At 38.7% G+C, this 21353-nt stretch carries 25 protein-coding genes; 3 read left to right on the forward strand and 22 right to left on the reverse strand.

Features of this window, described 5'->3' with window-relative positions; translation table 11 throughout:
• Positions 1 to 35 precede the first annotated feature (35 nt).
• Positions 36 to 1931, reverse strand: coding sequence for a DUF4365 domain-containing protein (locus ABDW32_RS07295; protein WP_343560895.1), 1896 nt, complete (start codon positions 1929 to 1931; stop codon positions 36 to 38).
• Positions 1932 to 1996: 65 nt separating this feature from the next.
• Here ABDW32_RS07295 and ABDW32_RS07300 point away from each other — a divergent pair, with 65 nt between their 5' ends.
• Positions 1997 to 2533 carry a hypothetical protein gene (locus ABDW32_RS07300; protein ID WP_343560897.1) on the forward strand — a complete coding sequence of 179 codons (537 nt, stop codon included), beginning with the start codon at positions 1997 to 1999 and terminating at the stop codon, positions 2531 to 2533.
• Positions 2534 to 2850: 317 nt separating this feature from the next.
• Here the strand turns inward: ABDW32_RS07300 and ABDW32_RS07305 are convergent, their stop codons facing one another.
• The 20 genes from ABDW32_RS07305 to ABDW32_RS07400 form a co-directional block, all read right to left on the reverse strand.
• The gene (locus ABDW32_RS07305) at positions 2851 to 3129 is read right to left on the reverse strand and encodes a helix-turn-helix domain-containing protein (RefSeq protein ID WP_343560899.1); all 279 of its coding nucleotides are present in this window, start codon (positions 3127 to 3129) and stop codon (positions 2851 to 2853) included.
• A 51-nt stretch (positions 3130 to 3180) separates the two neighbouring features.
• Positions 3181 to 3465 carry a hypothetical protein gene (locus ABDW32_RS07310; protein WP_343560900.1) on the reverse strand — a complete coding sequence of 95 codons (285 nt, stop codon included), beginning with the start codon at positions 3463 to 3465 and terminating at the stop codon, positions 3181 to 3183.
• A 1-nt stretch (position 3466) separates the two neighbouring features.
• On the reverse strand, positions 3467 to 4441 hold the full coding sequence (locus ABDW32_RS07315) for a hypothetical protein (RefSeq protein ID WP_343560902.1): 975 nt from the start codon (positions 4439 to 4441) through the stop codon (positions 3467 to 3469).
• 45 nt (positions 4442 to 4486) lie between these two features.
• A complete protein-coding gene (locus ABDW32_RS07320; protein WP_343560904.1) occupies positions 4487 to 5422 on the reverse strand; it encodes a hypothetical protein in 936 nt (311 codons plus the stop codon).
• A gap of 25 nt (positions 5423 to 5447) precedes the next feature.
• Entirely contained in the window at positions 5448 to 6293 is an 846-nt protein-coding gene (gene traN, locus ABDW32_RS07325; RefSeq protein WP_343560906.1) for a conjugative transposon protein TraN, read from the reverse strand.
• A gap of 35 nt (positions 6294 to 6328) precedes the next feature.
• Positions 6329 to 7624, reverse strand: a complete 1296-nt coding sequence (gene traM, locus ABDW32_RS07330; RefSeq protein WP_343560908.1) for a conjugative transposon protein TraM — start codon at positions 7622 to 7624, stop codon at positions 6329 to 6331.
• An 11-nt stretch (positions 7625 to 7635) separates the two neighbouring features.
• Positions 7636 to 7887, reverse strand: coding sequence for a hypothetical protein (locus ABDW32_RS07335; RefSeq protein ID WP_343560910.1), 252 nt, complete (start codon positions 7885 to 7887; stop codon positions 7636 to 7638).
• A 1-nt stretch (position 7888) separates the two neighbouring features.
• Positions 7889 to 8521 carry a conjugative transposon protein TraK gene (gene traK, locus ABDW32_RS07340; protein WP_343560912.1) on the reverse strand — a complete coding sequence of 211 codons (633 nt, stop codon included), beginning with the start codon at positions 8519 to 8521 and terminating at the stop codon, positions 7889 to 7891.
• A complete protein-coding gene (traJ, locus tag ABDW32_RS07345) occupies positions 8521 to 9723 on the reverse strand; it encodes a conjugative transposon protein TraJ (protein ID WP_343560914.1) in 1203 nt (400 codons plus the stop codon). Before traJ ends, traK begins: the two co-directional genes overlap by 1 nt.
• Positions 9724 to 9730: 7 nt before the next feature.
• Complete coding sequence (locus tag ABDW32_RS07350) at positions 9731 to 10369, reverse strand: TerB family tellurite resistance protein (protein WP_343560916.1); 639 nt, start codon at positions 10367 to 10369, stop codon at positions 9731 to 9733.
• 2 nt (positions 10370 to 10371) lie between these two features.
• On the reverse strand, positions 10372 to 11022 hold the full coding sequence (locus ABDW32_RS07355; protein WP_343560918.1) for a hypothetical protein: 651 nt from the start codon (positions 11020 to 11022) through the stop codon (positions 10372 to 10374).
• A 12-nt stretch (positions 11023 to 11034) separates the two neighbouring features.
• Positions 11035 to 11721 carry a conjugal transfer protein TraI gene (locus ABDW32_RS07360; protein ID WP_343560920.1) on the reverse strand — a complete coding sequence of 229 codons (687 nt, stop codon included), beginning with the start codon at positions 11719 to 11721 and terminating at the stop codon, positions 11035 to 11037.
• Positions 11722 to 11728: 7 nt separating this feature from the next.
• Entirely contained in the window at positions 11729 to 14197 is a 2469-nt protein-coding gene (locus tag ABDW32_RS07365) for a TraG family conjugative transposon ATPase (protein ID WP_343560922.1), read from the reverse strand.
• 22 nt (positions 14198 to 14219) lie between these two features.
• Positions 14220 to 15029 carry a hypothetical protein gene (locus ABDW32_RS07370; RefSeq protein ID WP_343560924.1) on the reverse strand — a complete coding sequence of 270 codons (810 nt, stop codon included), beginning with the start codon at positions 15027 to 15029 and terminating at the stop codon, positions 14220 to 14222.
• Positions 15030 to 15036: 7 nt separating this feature from the next.
• On the reverse strand, positions 15037 to 15357 hold the full coding sequence (locus ABDW32_RS07375) for a DUF4133 domain-containing protein (protein WP_343560925.1): 321 nt from the start codon (positions 15355 to 15357) through the stop codon (positions 15037 to 15039).
• An 11-nt stretch (positions 15358 to 15368) separates the two neighbouring features.
• The gene (locus ABDW32_RS07380) at positions 15369 to 15815 is read right to left on the reverse strand and encodes a hypothetical protein (RefSeq protein WP_343560927.1); all 447 of its coding nucleotides are present in this window, start codon (positions 15813 to 15815) and stop codon (positions 15369 to 15371) included.
• 18 nt (positions 15816 to 15833) lie between these two features.
• Entirely contained in the window at positions 15834 to 16115 is a 282-nt protein-coding gene (locus ABDW32_RS07385) for a DUF4134 domain-containing protein (RefSeq protein WP_343560930.1), read from the reverse strand.
• Positions 16116 to 16401: 286 nt separating this feature from the next.
• Entirely contained in the window at positions 16402 to 17463 is a 1062-nt protein-coding gene (locus ABDW32_RS07390) for a hypothetical protein (protein WP_343560932.1), read from the reverse strand.
• 16 nt (positions 17464 to 17479) lie between these two features.
• Positions 17480 to 17923, reverse strand: a complete 444-nt coding sequence (locus ABDW32_RS07395) for a hypothetical protein (protein WP_343560934.1) — start codon at positions 17921 to 17923, stop codon at positions 17480 to 17482.
• Positions 17924 to 18238: 315 nt separating this feature from the next.
• Positions 18239 to 19084, reverse strand: a complete 846-nt coding sequence (locus tag ABDW32_RS07400; RefSeq protein ID WP_343560936.1) for an RteC domain-containing protein — start codon at positions 19082 to 19084, stop codon at positions 18239 to 18241.
• Between the two features lie 675 nt (positions 19085 to 19759).
• Between ABDW32_RS07400 and ABDW32_RS07405 the strand changes: the two genes are divergently transcribed.
• A complete protein-coding gene (locus ABDW32_RS07405) occupies positions 19760 to 20260 on the forward strand; it encodes a hypothetical protein (RefSeq protein ID WP_343560938.1) in 501 nt (166 codons plus the stop codon).
• 4 nt (positions 20261 to 20264) lie between these two features.
• On the opposite strand, the gene ABDW32_RS07410 is transcribed toward ABDW32_RS07405, so the two are convergent.
• Complete coding sequence (locus ABDW32_RS07410) at positions 20265 to 20642, reverse strand: helix-turn-helix transcriptional regulator (protein WP_343560940.1); 378 nt, start codon at positions 20640 to 20642, stop codon at positions 20265 to 20267.
• A 395-nt stretch (positions 20643 to 21037) separates the two neighbouring features.
• On the opposite strand from ABDW32_RS07410, the gene ABDW32_RS07415 reads away from it, so the two are divergent.
• Positions 21038 to 21301, forward strand: coding sequence for a hypothetical protein (locus ABDW32_RS07415; protein ID WP_343560942.1), 264 nt, complete (start codon positions 21038 to 21040; stop codon positions 21299 to 21301).
• Positions 21302 to 21353 lie beyond the last annotated feature (52 nt).

Genomic DNA, 21353 nt, shown 5'->3' on the forward strand with positions numbered 1-21353 from the left:
TTACTTTAATTAGCTTTATGCTGTAAACCAAATAATTAAATTTGGTGAGTTTCATAAATAAATTCATTATCAAAGACTCTAAAAGTAAAAGTAGGTTTGTTTATCTCCGTTAATATGTTTCCAACCAATTTCATTATTAACTCTTTTCCCTCGGGGAAATGTTTAGTTGTATAATCGTATAAAATATCTATGTAATGTTCTCCGTGATAGAAGTAAGCCAATTTTATAATATCCACGACGTGAAGAAAGCTTTCTTCCGTAGTTATAATTCCAGATATTGTTGCTGATACCCAGTAAAACATATTCTCTTTTTTAAATAATGCAGACATAACAAATGAAACGAATGCCTGTAGTTTATCATCATTATCCTGGGCGGCTAGCGCATTCTTAAACCAAGCATCCCCATTTAGCATATCGAAATCAATTGCTTGTTCTATATTGTTTAATTCTAGAGATTTAATTGATTCAGAAGCATTTCTAGATTGTAGTTCAGGGTAACCACTTAGAATTAAAGTTTTAATACTAAAATATTTCAAATACCATTCTTCCTTGGGAATTCTTTTATTCTCCTGTTGTTCAGTTAAAAATTCATCAAAGTATTCTACTGCGGATTTATAATTCCCGATATGTAATAGAGAATCACCTAACAATGCTTTTGCCATTAAGTTATCTGTATTAAGTTGAATTGACTTCTCATATAATTTTGAAGAAATCCTATATTTTTTCAGCTCAAAAAATATTCCGCCTAAATCTGAAAAGTAATATCCCTGGTCTAAATAGTTCCGATTGTTTTTTCTTGCAATAAAATAGCAATTCAGGGCTTCTCTCCAATTTCCAAGATTTTTATGGAAGTTACCAAGGTTATAATTTGAAATTGCTATTCCCAATTTGTAATCCAGTCTTGTTGAATATTCTACCTGTTTCTCCAAGAAATTTAGACAAATTTTTTGCTTATCATCGTTCAAAGACTTACTTGCCATAAGTATTGCTAAGGAGATGTTTTGCAGGTGGTTATCTTTTTCAATATCAAACATTCCATCAATCTCATCTAAGACTTTTTCACAATATTCTCCACTTAATAAATGTGGAAGAAAATGCTGTAAGAAATCCTCTCTTAAATTTAGTATTCTAATTAAATTGTTTTTAAAAAAAATTTCATTTGCAATTTCAGACTTATTTGAATTAAATAGTATGATGCACAGACAAGCTAATAGTATATCAGAATAATATTCATCAGCCTTTTCTGATAGATTTTCCGTTTCAAAGGCAATAGATGAAAATTGGATATCAGATAGAGAAAGATAAACCTTTGATTTTCCTATCTTTAATTGTAATATTGATTCAGTTTCATTTCTGACAAATTTAAAATATTGGTTATTCTTTGTCAGTAATTTTTTAAAATATTGCTGAGCTTCGATATTTGTTTCATCACTAAATATATCATGTTCTATAAAAGTTGGAATGGGAAGCCTAAAATTGCCTTTTAGTGCATTATTAAATCTGAGAACATAATCATGTATTTTTTCCGAAGTTTCAATATCCAAGACCTTTTCATCCAGAAATTTTACGATAATATTATTGCCGGTATTATTTTGTGATATAATATCATTTGCCCATGAAAAGTATTGCTTTTTCTCATAATGGGAATACCTTACAATAAGGACAGGGCTATTATATGATTGAAATTGAACAATCTTTTCATACTTAAAATTTACGTTTTTTATCGTATACTTTTTATTGCTTTCAGTTGCCTTCAATTGGACGTAAAATAAACAGCCAGTCGAATTTCCATCTTTATCAAAGATTTCAACTTCACAATCGATACCATAATCTTTTCCCTTATCCCTAACCACCCAATTGTCGGGTATGACCTCATTAAATACATGTCTTGATTTATCTTCTAGAATGTGGTTATTAGTCCGTTTCGCCATAATTTACAGATTAAGATAAATGCAATCTTTCAAATAATATCGAATAATTGCTATACTTATTTTTAATGAGTGATAAATATATTAAATTAGGTTTCAAATTTTCCAATTGCGACCCTATGAATATTATAATAAGTTCACCTTTTTTCTTTATTCAAAATACCACAATTTGTTATAAATGTAACGCCAATACTCCAGTGATTTCATTAGCTGCTGTATCATACAAGGCCGAAGGTGCCGATGTAGAGGAATTGAATGATTTATTCTTTTTTACTAATATAATTCCGAAAGATGATAAATTAAGGAATTTATTAAAAACTAAATTTTCTTATTTCAGACCATTTTTCTCAAAAACAGCTGATCAAGAATATTGGGCAAATCATTGTGTTTTTTGTAATGCAGCACAAGGTGATTGGTTTCTGCATTCAGAGCCAGGAGAAGCCTTCTTTCCTTTGGAAGAATCGGACTGGAAAAATTACCTTTTTATAGATTACAGGAACGAACAAACAGTTGAGTTCGACGGAGAGCCTTCGAGGATTAAAAATGGGAATATCTTTCAAAACAAAGGCAGGCATATAGAATTTGGGAATTTTCCTGGTGCATAAATTATAATAAGGATGGCAATAATTCAATTGCCGTCCTTATTATAAAAAATTAAGCACTTTTATTGAACTCCCTTTTTGGGGATGATAGGAAGGCAGGTAGATGAGATATTGATATTTTTCTAAATCTTTTATACACTTATGGTAAGTCGGCAAACTCCCAATATGTGATTTAGCCATTAGTATCTTCCTGGAAGTTTGAATTGTCCTATACCCATTCTCTCTGCGGCACAGGGTAATAATCGCAAATAGTAGTGCCATATGGGATACTGTTAATCTTTGGTCAGCTGTAGCCTTTTGTATTACTTCATCATTCCACATTAATCATTTCCTCCATTTAATTCTTTAGGCAATAGCCGTTTCACTTCATTGTAGTTGTAGTAATAGGTTCCACCGACTTTCTTATATGATAGCTCACCGGCTATACGCATTTGTTGTAGCTTGCCTGCTGATATATCCAAAATTTCTAAAACCTGCTTTGTTTTTATTGACCGAGGAAAACTCTTTACCTCCTGAATTTTTAATATTTCCCTTATTTCTGATAGCAGCTTTACCCGGAATTCCTCCAGGTCGTCTTTAGTCACAATATTTATTTCCATATCTCATCATTCTTTTTCACGTTTCATTCTTTCACAATGAGAGCAGTTATTTTATAACTGCTTAAGCTCTACAGTGGTCGGCACATCATTTGCCTGGGAAGGATAATATCTTATATACCCACAATGGTTAAGAATGGCCATTTTCCTATAGTAAGTGGCTGTGCTGGAAATTTTTGACAATCGCATTAATTCACTTCTATCCACTATAATTTTATCTTTCTGAGCATTTATACACTTGAATAGTATGGCCATATAAAGGGCAATATGTTTGGTATCGATTGAGATGTCGCTTTGAATTTTATTTATAAATAATATTGCCAAATCCATCTTTTCCATTTCAATTTAGTTTAGTCCGGTTAATCTTTGCTTCGGCAGTTTGACTCTTAGCAATTACCATTTTCGGTTTTGCTTTATTACTTAATTCATTCAGATTAACCCTTTTGTTGTCCTTAATGAAAAGTAGAGATTTACCAAGGGGATGAGCTTCAATTGAAATACCCTGGTAATTTTTAGAATTAAGATTTACCCTTTGACCTGATTGTAAATCAGCAACTATACGGTGAATTTTCTCTGCCGGTAACTTAAGGCCAGGAATCTCTTTTATTTCCTGGTGCAAATCATAATTGGGGACATGGATTTCTTTCAGCTTGATATTACCAGCTATATCCCGGTCATTTAAATCCGGGATCAGCCATTTATCTTTGATCAAAATTGATCTACCTTGTAGTAATGCAATAACTTCAGCTTTCCTTAAGGATGATTCACTTTCTACGAAAATGGTACGCTGCTCTTTACCACCAAGATTTAAGCTATAAAGTAAGCCTTCCAGTCGCTTTTTGTCCTCGCTTATAATAATCTTTGTATCAAGCACCTGGTTCGCTTGAATTAGCTCCGAAGAGACTTTATTAGACAATAAGTCAAGTGTTAGCGGTATGCTATTCAATGGAACGCCCATCTGTTCTAAGGGCTTTCTAAATCTAGGGTGCTGAAGAACAATTCTATTTGGATCGGGATCAGCCAGGCCAATCAATCGCTTTAGATTACCAAATGTTTTTTTAAGCGATCTGGAGACTCTGATAAACCTGTTTGGAAAAAGGACCTTTTCAAGTTGCTTTGTTTCTTGCAGCAATTTTTGCTTGGTGATATTTTCTTCGCTGGTAGGGTACTTAATCTTTGCCGCAAGGATTTGCTCATATTTCCGCAATTGCTCTTTCAAAAGGTACTTTTCAACTGAAGAAGGATTTCCAATTGATTCAAACCGTTTCTTCCATTTAAGGACATCCTGCCACCACTGTTCAATACGATTTCTCATAGCTCCTTATTTTTAAGGAAGAAATGGGGGGAAGCCCCCCATTTCTTATCCTACCTTGATTCGAGATCCTTTGTTGTTGTTTTTATTTTTTTGATCTTCAACTTTGGTTTTCTGATCGCTGGCTTGTTTATTGGAAACTTCGGACAGGTTTTTATGCTCCTGCGCATTCTTTTCCGCAGCGACGTTATTTTTCCCCGCGTCCATGCCGGTTTTATCAGGGGATACACCTTGTGTATGGGATTGTTCTTGACCAGGCGCTTGTTCTTCCTTTTTAAGCGACAAGCGGATTGGCTTGTTTTGTTCGTCAAATAAATTCATTGAGCCAAAACGGGGAGCTGCTTCAATCTTTATTTTTTCTTCACCACGGCTTGTTACCATTATTACCTGTACGCGATCCCCCTTTTTCAGGGAGTCCATCAATTGTTTTTTGTTCTGAGGGTACTCTAAGCCTTTAATGGGGTACTGCTCCAGTTGCTTTTCCAATTCAAATTGATACCTCCTGTCAACTTGATAATTGCCATAATCATCGACATTTTTGAAATCCAGGTAAACCCAGGCCTCTGATGTTTGCCGGTCATTTTTGTCGTCAGGATTTATCTTCGTAAAGGTTTTATTCACGGAGCGGCCATCAAGTAGATTGTATCCTTCCTTTAAAGTGTACTTGTTGCCAAAATATACCGGAAATTTTTGTTGTAACGTTTCTTCTTTACCTTCCTTCTTTACCAGAAGATCAAAGGAGTTGAAGAATACTTTATCCAGGTCCTGATCAGAACGTTTAAAGTTTAATACTCCACGGACGGAATCTCCATTTATTTTGGTATCATGGCTAATCTGAAACTCTTCAGTTCCTTTCGAAAGGGCCTCAGTTAATTGATCCCTTCCAATGGCCCCAAAACCCGCATAAAATATTGCGTTCGCCAAGGCGTCTACTGTTTCTTGTTTTACTTCAGCATGTTCATTCATCGCATTTTCCTCCTTCACTTTTAATTGTTAAAAAATTTACTGATTACATAGTTCTTGCTTTTAGCATGGTTTTATTACTGATTTTTAGTTCGAGTTGCCGGCCACCATTATGTTCCTGCATCTCAATTTTCAGGAACTTCTTGTCCGGGATAGTAAATTTTTTGATCGCAAGGACGATGGTTTGTTTTGACCTTCCTTCAATCCTTTGCAAATTACCGTAGGTATAGGTTGGCTGTATTTCAACTTCTTGGCTCGCCGTCCTTTTTGACCTTTTGGTATCCCTGATATAAAGCCTGAAACCATCTATATCATAATTAATCAGGCTGTTATTTTCCAGGCTAAACTGAAAGTACAGCTGGTCATCTTTAATATAGATACCATCCAAAGCTATCTTCATATCATTCTTGTCATCATTTATTTTACTCAAAAATGATTGCCTGTTACCGATGCGTTGTGCAATTTCTTTTAACTGGCTTTCATATTCCATATCAGGACTAAATTGCACAATAGGTACAGATGGAATTGCCAGATCTGCAACCTTCAAATTGATAAAGGCAGGGTTTGGTTGGTATCGTAACGAAAATGAGTATAAGGCTCCTTCAGCAGTAATAATGGTAAGATTAGTCGGTTGAAAATCTTCCACAGCGGCTTTGACCTGTAATACATTTTCAATTCCTGCTGCCTTTTGAACCAGGACATCTGCTGATCCACGGTCAACGCTTTTAATGGAATAGGGAAAGATAAGGTTTGTCGTTTTATCATAGGATATTCCGACATTGAACGGTTCTATCATGCCAGTGATCCTTGTTCGAGAATCCTGTCCAAAGGTTGTGCCGGTTTGAATGATAAGGCAGATGACTGCAAACAAGATGTTGATTGTTGTTTTCATAACTATTGCTTTATAGATATATATTTAATATTGTTTTATTGGTCCTTACGCTTATTGTCTTTCAGTAGGATACGGTATCCTGCTTTAACTTCAACTTTAATTTGCTTCACCTTTTTAGATAGGAGATTTTTACCTAGTTCAATGCCGGCCGAAGCAGCTTGTGCTCCAAGGGTTTGATCAAAAGTGCCTAATGACAAACTCTGTATCGTCTGATCTGAGTTTTGTTTGATCACATCACGGGTAATGGCACCCGGAATTCTGATGCCAGCAATTCCATCCAGATCGTAAACAGATAGCTTAACAGGGAAGAGGGACTCTTTGTACTGTATTCCATCAATATCTACTTCAAGTCGTTCTCCGCGAAGGGAAACCATCCCATAGATGAAACTCCCTTTTGGAATTTGGACGCCATTTATATAGGCATCGGTGGAAAGGCGGAGCTTGATGGTTGAGCCAGAGACCAATGTTTGCGTTTCATGCACTACCGCTGCTATAGCGTTTAAGTCTTGTTGGTCACCAATTTCATTATTCAATCCATAGAAAGTTTTCATTTCCTTATCTGGATTTTTATTGAATTGTTCCGCATACTGTTTGACAGGCCGGTTGTCCAAAACCGTTATAGGGGCCGACTTTGGTGCTGTTTTGAATGCAAATACCTGTCCGTGGTGTTGGAAAGATTGTTCCTTCAAACGCTGTTGCACACGGTCGGGGTGTTGAATATCCAGAATTTTGTCCATCATGGAACTGAGTTGAGTAACCTCTTTATCCTCTTCGGCCGTTTCGGACATTGTTTGCATCATTTTTTCCAGCCGCTCCACATCTCCTGAACCAACCGTGGAGGCAGAATACGTTCTGTATGGAGCACTATAGTAATTCTCTTCCGGTGCTGCATAATTGCGGCTCAGTTCGTTTTGTAGTTGATTTAACCTACCATAGATTCGGTTTTCCTGGCTTGTAGGATTAATGTTGCCGCCGGAATACAATGATGTATTCAGCCCGGCAGGAGTGGAGCCATATAAGTCTTGGGAAGCCAAATAATCACTATCCCTGGACATAGCGTAATTAGGATCAGCTTTCATTAACTCCTGTAGTTTAAGGGAATCTTTTTCTGCCTGGTCATAGAAGTCCAGCTTGTTGAACTCCGTTTCTTTATTCTGGGCATCGGGTAGATTCAGGTTCAGGCCGCCATCCGCTTTAGCCAATACCGTTTGTGTTTTGCCGCCCCCCATAAGCCAAAACATGAGCGTAAGAAAGGGGACACAGATTAATGGAAGAAAGAGGAAGAATTTTCTTTGCTTCTGCTGTTGTTCATTTAAAGATTGTTGTGCCATATTTATGTTTATTAGAAATTAAAAGAATGGTTTCCTGTACCGTAAATTGCCGAGATGATGATGTAGATACATATGGCGCTTCCCACCAGGAGAAAAGCTGCCAGCAGTATCTTCCAGGTACTGGGACTGTAATGAGCCGTTTTCTTTTTTAGAAAAGCGGCACCTTGCTCTGCTTTCTTATTAATGGTCCCAGCCATTACCTTCATTATAGATTCCATTGGTCCCGGACCTTTTTCAGATGATGATTTTCCGATTGGTTTCATATTAATTGCGGTTTATCGTTTTGAGGTCCTTATTTTCTATGGTATTCCAGCGTTCAATCAAAAAACCATGACTGTTATTTTCCGTCCGGGATACGTTTCTTAATTCCCCTTCGGTGATCAGGCTCCTTTTTGAGATGGTTGTAGGCCTGATGATATCCTGTGTGGCAAAACAGCGGAACTTAAAGGGATATTGGTTGATATTGACCTGAACACTATCCACCTGAATGGTTTGATTGACATTTCCGGATATCAGACCGGAATAGAATTTATTTTCCTTCAGGTTGTCATACACTTTTTTTGCACTCTCATCAGCCAGGTATAAAGCTTTTGTAATGGTGGTTTTGATCGCCTGTTCATCGGGGTCAAGTGTAAAAAAGAGCTGATGAAACGTTTTAATGTGATCTTTCGCCTCCACAGGAATATTTTCTTTTCTGTCAGAAGAATAAGCCTCCAGTGCCTTTCCATTGGCCAGCACATAAACTCTTGATTGCATAGTCGACACCATTTTAAAGCTGGTAAATACAGTGTAAATACAGATTAGTGTCGTTGCCCCTAGAATGCAGAAACAGAATAGTCTGAACTGACGGAAAGAAGTATCAATGTTTTGAATTTTTTTAAACATGAGATTCGCCATTACGAGTTACCACTAAGTTTATCTTTAAAATATGGTGCACTATTTCCCTGTGACGCCATGCCATCCTTCATGCCTGATGCCGCATTGCCCAGTGCATCTGCAGCCATGCCCATTCCCGCCAGTGCGCCCCCGGTGGCCATTGATGCTGCTGAAGTTCCCATTGACTGAGCAGCCCCCATTGTTGAGGAAAACATACTGGTCGTTTTTTGCTGCAGGGCTCCGCCACCCGCTGCATGCACAATATAATTGGCTACGGAAGGAACCGTAAAGTAGCCGACAATACCAATGATCAAAAAGATAAGATAGCCGATGTCGGTACTGCTAAAAAAGGTTTCACCCTGTTCACCGATCTGGCTGATATCCAGCTTAATCATCTGTTCCTGTATTTTGGCAATGATGGCACCGAATATATTGGCCACTGGTAACCAGAGGAAAATATTGATATAACGGGCAAGCCAAACAGTTAGGGTATGATGAAAGCCATCAAATACAGCAAGACCAAATACTAATGGGCCGAGGATGGAAAGTACGACCAGCTGAAAGGTGCGTAAGGTGTTGATACATAGTGATGCTGCTTCAAAGAGAATTTCCAGGGCCTGGCTCATCCATTCTTTAACGCTGTTGCGGATATTGTATCCGGCTTTCTCCAGTCCGAAGTCAATGTTGTTTGCAAAGCGGTCCATGAAACCTTCATCAATATCTTTGTTGTATTTATATTTTAGCCATTTATCACGGTCGCCCTGGCCGTCTTCCCCGACGAACATTTGCCATTTCGAAGTCTTCTTAATCGCTTCTTCCTTTTGTTTGAGCAGGACCTCTATCGATTTGTTTGATCCGGTTACCATAGAGGCAGTGGCCGTAACGGTAGGTTTCATAACCCCATTGATCATACCCAAAACCGATGGAAAGATGGTAATACAGAAACCTATAACAAATGGTCTGAATAGGGGATAGAAATCGATTGGTTCTGCATTGGCCAGATGTTTCCATACCCGGTGGGCGATATAAAATAGTGCTGCAAATCCGGCGAGCCCTCTGCCAACCCCGATCAATTGGCTACAAAGGGGCATCATTTCATCATATAACTGATCAAGGATATCATGCATACCATTCAGATCAGATGCGACACCTTGAGCATACAGGCCAATTGGCCCCAGCAAGAGGGCAATAATAATAATTATCGTTCTGTTCCAATTTTTCATATTGTAATTATTTAGTAATACCATTCAGTTGTTTGCTGAATTGCAGGTCTTTTTTAGCTTTGGCACGTTGGAGACAAAGGTTAGAAGTTTGGGAATTGAAGTGTCGCAGAAACTGTATTTTTTCTTCCATGTCGTCGTAAATACGGTCAATGGCTTTGAGCCTTTCATCGTCGGACATCCTCATTTGGCCAGCTGTGATTACTCCTGCGAGCTCATCCAGATTTCGTAGGCTCAGTTTTAATAGATTACCATATACTTTTTCCATATACTCCAATTCCTTTGAATTGAAGGAGCCATCAGATTTGAAGCGATTAAAAGAGGTTTTGTATTCTTTTACCAAAGCAAGCTGAGCTTCGATGATCATGCTAACCTTACGGTATTTCTTTACGGTAGGGCTTACCTCCATGAGTCCATCCAAAAAAGTCTTGTGTAAGAAAAAGTTACCTTGGGAAAGGTCCTTAACGGTATTATACCCACCATTAAGGATTTTATATCCATCTTTCATCTGCTTTAAGATTGCTTTGAACTGCGTGAGCTTCTCTACGTTAAGCAGCAACTGTGCTATTTCATTGGCCTGTCCAAATGAGGGTTTTCCTTGCAGCATTCCAATAAGGAGGAGACCTAAAATGATCATATACTTTCTCATAACTATTGATTTACGCCGGCACGAAGGCGGCTGGATTGAACATTGGCTTTAATGGATGTCCGGTTCTGACTGATACCCATAACCTCGTATGAAAAGGACCGGGATAAGGAGGCGTTTTCAGCCATTGCATTGTAAATCTGATCAATACGCTCCAGGCGCTCGTCATCCTTTAATTGGAGCTTTCCATCAGTAACCACATTAAGTAATTCGGATACAAGCTGTTCACAATTGTCAAGGATACCCCCAACAGCTTTGTTTATATAATCGATTTCATGGGTATTGTAGATCCCATCAATTTGAATGCGATTTTTTAAAATATTGTAGTCTTTAAGAATTTTAATCTGGATGGCGCTGATTTCGGCGATCCTTCCATACTTTCGGATGGCGGGATTTACCTTTTTCAAAGACTCGAAGTAAAGGCTATGTAGATTCAACTCTCCATTTTTAAGATTAGAAACTGCCTGAAGACCATTTCTTGCAATACGGTATCCCTTTTTAATGTTTCCCAGATGTACCTGAAGAGCAGCAATTTGCTGAATCAGGTATTTTTTCTGCGTGTTCTTTTGTTTAAGCCATTCCGATGCGTTCTGGGCCTGGCCTTTAACTGAAGTAATGGCCATGGCTAAAAAGAACAAGATGATAAAGCGTTTCATATAATATCAGGATTAATCAATTCCATATAATCCTTTAACATAGTCCACCTCCTGTTGGGTCCTGGAACGCTGCAAGGATATACTGAAATTTCGTTTGTTAAATTGTACGAGATCGGTGTAATTTTCCTCCAATTGATCTGCGGTTTTGTTGATCAGTTCCATGCGTTTGGCATCCGACATTTGGGTTTGAAAGGAACTCACCAGCATACTGATCTGCTCTATATTTTTCAAGCTTTCTTCCAGTATGCCTCCATAAATGGATGCCATGTATTCAAGCTCTTTTGAAGTGAAATGGTGATCTCCCTGAAGTTTTTGCCAGGCCGTTTTATAAGCTTCTGCAAGCTGCACCTGTTTATCCATAATATCCCGTATGCGTTGATAATAGGTGATTATGGATTTGACCCTGGATAGTTCCTCATAATACTTGCGATATTGTTCCTTTTGTTTTTCAGACCATTGAGCAATTTCATCGAGTTTCAGTTTCGATAGGGTATTTTCCAGTGTCTTTTGTGCATCCTGCAGCCAGATGGTTTTATTCTGCATCCGCTGGATTTTAAGATCAACCGCCTTGATGACTTTTTTGACCCCTGCTTTAATAATTTCCAGAATAGCAATAGGAGTGGCATGTGCGGGGGTGGTTGGTATGGTAACCATGGCCAAAGTACAGGCCAATACAAAAATGCTTAAGTACTTTTTCATAGCGTTATTATTTATTTCCAACAACCAGGTCGCGGGCAAGCGCCTGTATTCCTTTTTTTATATCTCCTCCAAAGCGTTCCGCGTACTCAAATACCTTCACTTTTTCTGATTGCTCGGTAGTATAAGCCAGATATTCCTCTACGGAAACCTCTGTACGATAGACCTTACTCAGAACGCCCCCAAGGGAGATGAAAACTTCCTTGTATTTTTTGGAAGGATCGTTTGCCTTATTTACGGATAGGACCAAAGCCCGTTCTTTATCCGTAAGTCCGAGCAGCTCCTGTATCTGGTCAAATTTGTTTTGGTATTTACTTTGGTCCAGCAAGATTTTGCAGTCCGAATTATTGATAATTGCTTTTTTTACTATAGCAGAGGAGATGATGTCTTCCACCTCCTGTGTTACCACATAGGCTTCCCCAAAGTGTTTACGGACGGTTTTGAACAGGTACTGAATGTACTCCGCAAATCCTTCTTTCATAAGTGCTTTCCAGGCTTCTTCAATGAGTATTATCTTTCTGATTCCTTTTAACTTACGCATCTTGTTAACAAAGACTTCCATGATAATAATGGTCACGGTGGAAAAGAGAATTGGATGGTCTTTTATATTGTCCAACTCAAAAACAATGAACCGTTCCTGTAGCAGATTAAGATTTTCCGTGGCATTCAATAAGTAATCAAATTCGCCACCAGAATAGTATGGACGAAGGACAAATAGGAAATTATTGATATCAAATTCTTTTTCTTTGACATTCTCTTTCTCAAGGATATAGACGTATTGCTGTTCAATGTAATCGTAGAAACTATTAAAGCAGGGAAATATATCAGGATGCTTGTCCAGGAAATCGAAGTATCCGGTTATGGCATTGGACATAGCGACATATTCGCTTCTCTTAAACGGCTCATCCTCTTTTTTCCAAAGGGCCAGCAATAGCGTCTTTATACTTTCCTTCTTTTCAGTATCCAGGCTATCGGCTTCGGATATAAAGAATGGGTTAAAGCGTATAGGATTGTTTTCAGCATAGGTAAAGTAATAGCCACCTACCATATCACACAATCCTTTGTAACTGTGGCCAACATCAATAAGCACGATATGGGTTAACTGTTCATAATAGCTTCTGAGCAGGTGATTGGTCAGAAATGATTTACCTGAACCGCTGGGTCCGATAAGAAACTTATTCCGGTTGGTGCAAATACCTCTTCGAATGGGTTCATCACTAATATCTACATGAAGCGGTTTTCCGGTGAGCCGGTCCCCCAATCTGATTCCAAAGGGGCTGGGAGAGCTCTGGTACCCTGTTTCCAGGTTAAAGAAGCAAACCGCCTGTGAAGCAAAGGTGTCAAAACAGTCATTGATAGGGAAATCTGCCGCATTACCAGGAATGCCTGCCCAGAAGATCTGTGCAGCACCAACAGTTTCTTCCTTGGCTATGGCGTCCATTTTGGATAGTGCTGAAGAAACGTGGTTTTTAATATCCTTAAGCTTGTTCTTATCCGCAGTCCAGACGAGTAGATTAAAGTGTGCCTTCACCGGAAGCCTTTGTTCACCTATCGCTTCGTTTAAAAACTCATTAGTAGCATCTCTAGCGATCAGGTTTTCCCTGCTATATGCTGATAGAGATTGTAACCTTAGCCTTTTACTTTCCAGCTTTTTAATTGTAAGCTGGGCGTCCTCAATAAAAATATACTGATTGTATATGTGGTTACAAGGTAGAAGCTGGCCAATGGAAGACGCAAAACCAACACTAAACTTCGTTTTGTCGATACTGTATTTATCATAATTGATACGACTGCCACAATAGGCAGGTAATTCCTCGACTGCTGCGAGAGTAAATAACTGGCAATGCTGCCCGCCAATGGTAAGGTTTTCTTTTAGTTCAATATCCCGGACGAGTTTTGTACCATCGACCTGTAGGAAACAATATTGTTCCAGCAAGCCGGTTTTATTTGCAGAACTCCATAACTCTTTATCCGTTAAGCGCTCCATTTTGACAAAAGTGCTGTCTTCCATAATCTGGCGGAACTGGCCGCAGGCATCTAAGAACTCCTGGATAAACTCAGCATTTTTAATCTGCTTCGGAACAACCGTCGGCCGGATCAGATTGGAGAACATACTGTTTACGGCTTTCCTTCCTTCTGGTTTTCTGGTCAGGAATAGGTAACAATTATGCTCCAGGTATGGTCTTTCATTAAAGAACCGCTCACTGCTATGCGATAAAAATGAAAGATCCTGCCGTTCAAAGTCGGCCTGATACTGTTTTTCTATAAACCAGTCCTGTTTATGGATGACACAATAGTTGGGAAGGACTTTTATGGCCTTAATCCAGGCCTGGTGAAAGTTTTCGTATTCGCTATCAGAGAGACAGAAAATCTCCGGTAACTCCAACTTAAAGCCAACAGTAATATCCCCCTGTTTGGAAAGGATACAATTAGCATCTATATCTAATATTGGGAATATATCTTTTAACCACTTTTCCATGTGCACAATTCCTTTTTAGTCATTAAATCTTTCTTGATTTTCTCTTTACGTCTTTGTTTATCTGAACCTTTTCCTGTGCAAGGCGTTCCTTATTTTCTTTAAAGAGCTCAGGCAGGGTGGTTTGTGATAACTGTCGTTTGATTGCCTGCGTTACCGGTTTGAAATTTGTTTCCAGTAAGACTTCTTTTAAAGGACGGTTAAACCGGTGGGCATAACCTACAGCATCCATTTCCTTTAACATTGGAAATTTTATGATCACCGTATCTTTTGGCAATTCAGTAATGCTGCTCCAGTCCGGTTCAAATAACTCATGTTTTTTAGGCTGATATAGGAATACGGTATCTTCAGGGAAATATTCGTATTGCTCATTTTCATGTAAGGGTTCCATACTGATACCCTGTGTAGAAAAGTCATTATGGGGTCTGAGTGACCACATCCTGAAATCAACATAAAATGGATGTCCCTCAATTTCGATCCTGTTAAGTTTTCCCTGCATCCGCATGGCTATTTCAGGGTTTTCCACCATCACTTCGTAATCCATTTTTTCTGATATACCCCTTAATGGCACATTGTATTTTAAAGCCATTCCTTCCGCGTCCAGTTGTGTCATTCTTGGTATTTCCACTAATTTCAGATCATTGTTCTTTGTATGGATTCCTGCAATGTCCTTATGTGCTATGTCGTACTCCAGGGTGTAATGGGTATCTTCATTATCCATTTCAGCAAAACGGATTTTGGTGTCGGGATCATCCAGGTGAACAAGTACCATTTGTTCCACATCAACAAGGAAGGTTGTTCCTTCTATCTTTAGTGTTGGTAATTGCCTTTCCATATTGTTCTTATTTTTTAGGTTTAATAAATATGTTCCGGTCATTTGACTTGATAACAGTAGGAACCATTTTCTTTGCCATGGCCTTCATCAGGCCATGTTCCCCATACTTTTTGCTCAAGCCGAAAATGACTTTTAAAATCCAGAAACCAGTTCCTCCCACAATTACCAGACATACATACTGACTAAGGCCAAGAAAATACAAGATGGAGAAAAGGATGAGTAAGGTGAGAATGGTTATAGCAACATACCAGATGTACTGCGCTTTAAGCCCCTTAAATTCTATCGATTTATTGATCCCCTTATTGATCTTATAAACACTATTGGCCATTGGTAAATGTTTTATGACTGAGAATGGAATTGCCTAAGATATTCTGCAGTGGCACTGGTAACCCCGGCCCAGATCAGCCCATTATCCTCGTTGTCCCGGCAAAAGCATAACTCTTTAAAAACAGGTTCGCAATGTTCAATAAGGTTAATGGCTTCATAAGTCAAGATGCCTTCTTCTTTAAACCGTTCATAAAAGAGCTCGAATTCTTGCTTGAGGACTTTTTTAATGTAATGGTATTTTGAAGGTTTAAGATCACTGGTCAATTCCTCCATGCAAAGCTCAAGAATAACATGGCCAGGTTTATCCTGCTCCAGTAACTGTAGGACTTTAGGCATAACACTGCTTACTTTGTCTTCAAGATAACGGGTGACGGAATATTCCTCCTGGAGATTGAACATTAATTCTGGGTTGTTATGGACAATATATGCCCATAATGATTCTTTTAATTGTTGGTGCATGATTGTATTTTTTTAAGATTAAATGCCAAAAAAGGAGCGGATGATGGTGGCTACTACGACGAGGAAAATACAGGAGCCAAACCATGATGCAGCAACCTTACTAGTATCCGGATCGCCGGCATTCCATTTCTGGAAGACCTTAACCGCACCGATCAGTCCTAACAGTGCGCCGACACCATACATTAATTGGGTGCCGCTGTCAAAATAAGATCGGACTTGAGTATTAGCAGCCTGTATTCCTGCAGCTCCATCCTGACTATAAACTGTTGTGATCGTACTGGCAATTATTACTACGACCATTATTGTTTTAATACCCTTTTGTCTTCTTTGTATTTTCTGAATTTTCATATTCGCTGTTCAAAACGGCGAGTATGGGCATAAAAAGGTGGGGAGAGACTTACCACTCACACAAATCAACCCTACATTATCCCAATCCCCGACCTGGTTAGAAATTAATATTGAATAATAAGGGGAGGAGCCAAAACCAACTCTATACTCCAAACAACCTGCTCCTCCCCAGCCCCTAAAGGCTATTTTACCACCTCACTGCCACACTAAAATCCTCTTCACTGGTGGTTTTATTATGTTATTCCCTGATATACCGCTCCACTGGCTTTGTTCTGAAATAAGCCTTAAAATGGAAATTGAAATGCTCAGGAACTACTTCGGTATGCATCGGAGCCGAAGACCATTTTAAAGTCCTTTCCAGCTCGTTGGTATTTGATGCACTTACGGCTGCATTCTCACTGAAATTGACAGGGAATAATCCCGGGGTAATGATCTTTCCCTTAGTGCACGCTTCCATACTTACCTTATCCATCCGGATATTTGAAAGCCAACCGGCCAGGCGGGTATCTTTATATATCTTTACCCTTACCCCAATGCTGGAATAGAATACATATCCAACCCGCCAGCGATGATAGTCGATCCTGATTCTTCTTCCATTATCGCGGGGTAATTCGACTCCATTGTCATCATGGTAAATACTACCACCTTTCTGGCCCCACCAGGGCAGTAGAAATGCATTTGGGAAATCACAGACATTCCACGCTTGTGGATCATCAACACGCACCGGGTTGTCTTCCCAACGTGGAAACGGCATTAAGCTTATTGTCGGAAAATAGGTCGCCACTCCCTTGGCCGAAGCTGCCGGCAACTTTCCATTTATAATCTCGTCTGCCTGACGAACGGGGATGGCGTAAGCAATAACCTTTTCCTTTTCGGGTTCAAATTGGTATAATGTATCTGCGATCTGAACTCTACCATTAGAACTTAGAATTGTTCTGAAATAGACATCCGGCATGTCCATATTCATTAATGGATTCTCAGCAAGACTTTCCTTCGTTGATTCATATTTTTGCCTTAGGCTTCGGAACGATTCATAATTCTTAAATTGCCCTTCCCAGTTTTCCAGGTCTTTTCCACTTTGTAGGGCTTTGATCGTGTTATTAAAAACCTCCATGTTTGGAAATACAAGGAAGCCAGCTTTAACACTTACTAAGTTCTGTTCAGGTCCAGTTGAAGGTAAATACCCACCGCTTTCATTTACTTTGGAAATGGGTTGCTCGGCGATAAACTCTTGGTTGCAAGCGCTTAGCAACATCACTGTAAAGCCTAAGGCGCCGATAATTTGCATTGTTTTTTTCATGATAATTTGATTTTAGTTAGCGAAAGCGGGGAAGGCTATTCCAGGTATGCGTTAATTCCTCTTCGGTAATTTCCACCCCGCAAATTCTGATGGCATGTTCAATGATATAGTTGTTTAGAGCATGTTGGTAGGCAGGCTGGCTTAACCCGCCAAAGCTTGCGACTTCTTCTGCCAATCCGGTAAGGATTTGATTTTTGGTCGCCTCAGTGCCTGCCTTTTCCAAAATGCCTATGCGTATTCTGTTTACCAAAACTTCCAGTTGGTTGAGCAGTTCTTCTGCTTCTTTTTGTTCTTTCTCGACTGGTTCTTCTTCTAGGTCATTAATGGTATCTGCTTCAAGCTTATCCAGGAATCTGGAGTATTGGTTACGATGGAACCGTATGAAATAGGCCACATAATAAATGACCAGTAGACCGAGTATGGCAATTATGAATTGCGTCCATGTAATGTGTTGTAGCATCGCTTATCATTTTGATTGTTCAACATTTGTGTTTGTTTACAATGCAAAATTGCTACAGAAAACTGCGGGGCTTTGACAGTCGCATGTAATTACATTTATGGTATTTGGGGCTGGTTTAGTAGATGAAAAAGTGGGCTTTTGATTATAAAACTATCAGCGGTATTACTGTAAGTTGTTGATTATCAACAAGTGGTAATATGTAATGCTATGTAATTACATTGGCGGGATTTTTATCAAAATTTCTTTTGAAAATGGATAAATTTGGCACAAAAAAATGGGTAGAATTTTATTCTGCCCATTCATTAAGGATAATTATTAATATTTTCCCAGATCTGCATCATCCATTCTTTGGCTCAAATTTCCATTTAGTTTTTCGGTGTAAGGAGTTCGGGAACCCTGTCGGATCATCAGGCTTTGGAAGTATCTTGAATACTGCCCGATCTCTACATTGAAAAGCTGTTCGAGCCCCATCATGATCTTTTTTAGTTCCACTTTGCCATTATTGATACTTTTGGCAGAATGTAAGGCATAGCCTAATTCAACAAGTTCAATCTTCGTTCCCGTCCAGTTCAGAGCGGAAGTTTCGTTTGGAGGTGGTTGTTTTTTCCCTTTGCGAATAGCCATAGCTTTCTCATTGATTTCCTCCAATATTCTTTGATAAGCTATAATCTTGGCAAATTCGGTACTGGCAGGGGGAAATACCTCATCAAATTCCTGTAAGGGGTCAAAGGGGATAAAGCTATTGATATTACTGGATCGCAGAAACAAAAGCCTATCCTCCTCATTCCGCTCAGTGACAAAGTATAATTTAAGCAAATTATTTTGATTCAATAACTGCGAATAATGAATGGACAGTTGTTTGAGATAAGATAGTTGAGCCTTTTTATCCCTTATTGTCGGACTATTTAATTCCATTCGGTAACATTCTATATAGAATAATACCTCCGCGTGAAGTTTTGGTTTTATCGTTTTGAAAAACTCAATTTCTTCTTCGGGTTGTTTGAATTTATATCCAGTTAAGGCAGAGCGTAGCCGCCTTAGAATACTGCAAGATATTTGGTGGGCTTTTTTATAATATTCCAAACCCGAAATTCCCTCATAATCCAGTTCATGAAGTTGCTGTCTAAGTTCCTGGTGAAGCTTTTGTGCAATATTTATCATAACCTTCGATTTGGTTGCAAAAATGTTTACAGCTCAAATCTGTAGAGTTGCCTTTTGAAAATCAAGGCATTAGTATTTCATTTCTGGTGAATCAGGAAAATTCAAGGTTAAAATACTGCACAAAAATGTGAAATAAAACTATATGCACAAATAATTTACAACCTCAATGAAAGCTGCATCCTAGGCGCATGACTGAAGTTGTAGGGAAATACCAGGAACAGGGGCATGGAATGGCCCACCAATAACGGTTTTGAACTTAATCCGAAGCTATGTCTCTGTTGCCATAAGGCATTTTTTTATTTAACCAGTAAAGGCCGCGTCACAGTTTGTCTTAGCATGACCTCAATTTTGTTGGTAACTAAAGGATAAATTTATGCACAGGATAAGGTATGGCAATCCATCAAAGGAAAGAAGTCGGATTTACAGCAATCTGCACGAACAAGACAAAACAGAGCAAAAAGCAAAATCGATCAATTCAAATATTGGGGTACCGATAGTATGTACCATTAGGCTTTATATGTGGGTGGCCGTTTACATACCAACGACTGGAGCGCGCAGGTACACTATCATATTCAGAAAGATAAAAATATTCAGAGTCTTATCCGTTTTCAGCTTGCAGAGATCAGGCATGAAAAAGAAACTCAGTAGCAACGAAACGATAAGGCTTATCGCAGCATGGCAAGTCTTAAACCGTATATATATGGTAAACAGTATAAAGTGTACACTGTTCAACTGGGTTATGGACGGGAATGGACGGTTATCCCTTCGGTATTGCAGGGGAACATAAGTCTGATAGCGACGATAGAGGTCGGTGTATCTATGGCCTTACTCAAACCCGTTTACTTGTATCTGCTCCGCTACGATGCCGCACAGCAACCTTTTGCCAGCTCCGAAACCTATACAACGGCCAATGAGCAATTGTTCCTGAACCGTAACCGCATATTGGGTGCCGACCACTGTAGTAAAGGGTTGAATGAATTGCGCATCATTCCAGGTATAAATATCAGTCCTTCTGTCGAGTTCAGTCCAGAGCGGTCTTCGGGTTTTGTACAGCAGTTCCAGATCGGCGCACAAATTACCCTCTATACCAACACTGTACCGGTACTGCTACAACAGCGTAATACCCCCTGGCAGGCTTACTGCTTTTTGGGGATAAGTTTTGGCAAGCGTTGGTGAGGAATCAAACTTCCTTTATCGAATTATCATTTTGATGAGTTAGGACGTCTTTTATTATTTCAACAAACTTGGATATATTGTTTTTATCTGCAAAAAAATTATTCATTGTTTTTGTGCTGTTGTGATTACCGTTAACTCCTCCATTGTTATGGTTATAACTTTGATGATACGTTGTAGTGGAAGGAATAATTTCTGCTACGGGGACATTAAAAATCTCAGCGAGCAATTGTACCCTATTGATTGTAATTTCAACATGTCCATTTTCTAATTGGCTATAAGAACCTCTTGAAATGTTTAAAGCCTGTGCCACTGCTTCAGCTGTTAACCCATTTTGTAATCGTAATTCCTTTATTCTGGAAGCTGTTAATTGGTTAATATTCATATTATGTATCGTTTAACCAACCAAAGGTAAGGTTAAACCAACATATTTTGTGCTAAAAAATTTAGATAATATTTTAATTAATAATAGTTTTGCTCTCAATGAAGAGAAATATGGCAGTTTTGGCAACTAATTGATATTTAGATATTTCCTTAATGCTTTCTTTATGAGATTTAATTTGACGCTGATCCAATTATTGAAATTTGTTGTCTTACTGCTTGTGGCATCTGTTTTATTTCTTCCGATAGGTATTTAATTTAAAAACAACTGAAAAGGGGAAATACCACAACAATAATGGGTGTTTTTCCCGAAATACCGTTCTTGGATAAGGCTAATTTTGCCGATCCTTTGAAACTTTATAACCCAATTGCAAAGTATTGATAGGTATTGCTTTCTTTATGAGATTTAATTTGACGCTAACCCAATTATTGAAAATCGTTGCCTTACTGCTTGTGGTATCTATTTCAATTTTCTCTATTGGTATTCACCGTAGGATTATTGAAAACGGGAAAAATACTACAGAAATAAAGGGTGTTTTTCCCGAAATGCCACTATGGGATAAAGCTAAATTTGCACATCCTCAAAAATACCAATCGCAATTTCAAAAAATGATTCTAGTGCTACAGATAGAAAAAATCAATTATAAGTCATTAATCAACTAAGATCCTCCATATTATTCGGTACTTCTTCAACAATAGCCATTTCCTCTTTCCT

The organism is Sphingobacterium sp. (assembly GCF_039596235.1).
Lineage (GTDB): Bacteria > Bacteroidota > Bacteroidia > Sphingobacteriales > Sphingobacteriaceae > Sphingobacterium.

Coding starts and splice junctions, on each gene's coding strand:
- ABDW32_RS07295 (WP_343560895.1), bottom strand. CDS start 1,931: ATGGCGAAACGGACTAATAACCACATTCTAGAAGATAAATCAAGACAT.
- ABDW32_RS07300 (WP_343560897.1), top strand. CDS start 1,997: ATGAGTGATAAATATATTAAATTAGGTTTCAAATTTTCCAATTGCGAC.
- ABDW32_RS07305 (WP_343560899.1), bottom strand. CDS start 3,129: ATGGAAATAAATATTGTGACTAAAGACGACCTGGAGGAATTCCGGGTA.
- ABDW32_RS07310 (WP_343560900.1), bottom strand. CDS start 3,465: ATGGAAAAGATGGATTTGGCAATATTATTTATAAATAAAATTCAAAGC.
- ABDW32_RS07315 (WP_343560902.1), bottom strand. CDS start 4,441: ATGAGAAATCGTATTGAACAGTGGTGGCAGGATGTCCTTAAATGGAAG.
- traN (WP_343560906.1), bottom strand. CDS start 6,293: ATGAAAACAACAATCAACATCTTGTTTGCAGTCATCTGCCTTATCATT.
- traM (WP_343560908.1), bottom strand. CDS start 7,624: ATGGCACAACAATCTTTAAATGAACAACAGCAGAAGCAAAGAAAATTC.
- ABDW32_RS07335 (WP_343560910.1), bottom strand. CDS start 7,887: ATGAAACCAATCGGAAAATCATCATCTGAAAAAGGTCCGGGACCAATG.
- traK (WP_343560912.1), bottom strand. CDS start 8,521: ATGGCGAATCTCATGTTTAAAAAAATTCAAAACATTGATACTTCTTTC.
- traJ (WP_343560914.1), bottom strand. CDS start 9,723: ATGAAAAATTGGAACAGAACGATAATTATTATTATTGCCCTCTTGCTG.
- ABDW32_RS07350 (WP_343560916.1), bottom strand. CDS start 10,369: ATGAGAAAGTATATGATCATTTTAGGTCTCCTCCTTATTGGAATGCTG.
- ABDW32_RS07355 (WP_343560918.1), bottom strand. CDS start 11,022: ATGAAACGCTTTATCATCTTGTTCTTTTTAGCCATGGCCATTACTTCA.
- ABDW32_RS07360 (WP_343560920.1), bottom strand. CDS start 11,721: ATGAAAAAGTACTTAAGCATTTTTGTATTGGCCTGTACTTTGGCCATG.
- ABDW32_RS07365 (WP_343560922.1), bottom strand. CDS start 14,197: ATGGAAAAGTGGTTAAAAGATATATTCCCAATATTAGATATAGATGCT.
- ABDW32_RS07370 (WP_343560924.1), bottom strand. CDS start 15,029: ATGGAAAGGCAATTACCAACACTAAAGATAGAAGGAACAACCTTCCTT.
- ABDW32_RS07375 (WP_343560925.1), bottom strand. CDS start 15,357: ATGGCCAATAGTGTTTATAAGATCAATAAGGGGATCAATAAATCGATA.
- ABDW32_RS07380 (WP_343560927.1), bottom strand. CDS start 15,815: ATGCACCAACAATTAAAAGAATCATTATGGGCATATATTGTCCATAAC.
- ABDW32_RS07385 (WP_343560930.1), bottom strand. CDS start 16,115: ATGGTCGTAGTAATAATTGCCAGTACGATCACAACAGTTTATAGTCAG.
- ABDW32_RS07390 (WP_343560932.1), bottom strand. CDS start 17,463: ATGAAAAAAACAATGCAAATTATCGGCGCCTTAGGCTTTACAGTGATG.
- ABDW32_RS07395 (WP_343560934.1), bottom strand. CDS start 17,923: ATGCTACAACACATTACATGGACGCAATTCATAATTGCCATACTCGGT.
- ABDW32_RS07400 (WP_343560936.1), bottom strand. CDS start 19,084: ATGATAAATATTGCACAAAAGCTTCACCAGGAACTTAGACAGCAACTT.
- ABDW32_RS07405 (WP_343560938.1), top strand. CDS start 19,760: ATGGCAAGTCTTAAACCGTATATATATGGTAAACAGTATAAAGTGTAC.
- ABDW32_RS07410 (WP_343560940.1), bottom strand. CDS start 20,642: ATGAATATTAACCAATTAACAGCTTCCAGAATAAAGGAATTACGATTA.
- ABDW32_RS07415 (WP_343560942.1), top strand. CDS start 21,038: ATGAGATTTAATTTGACGCTAACCCAATTATTGAAAATCGTTGCCTTA.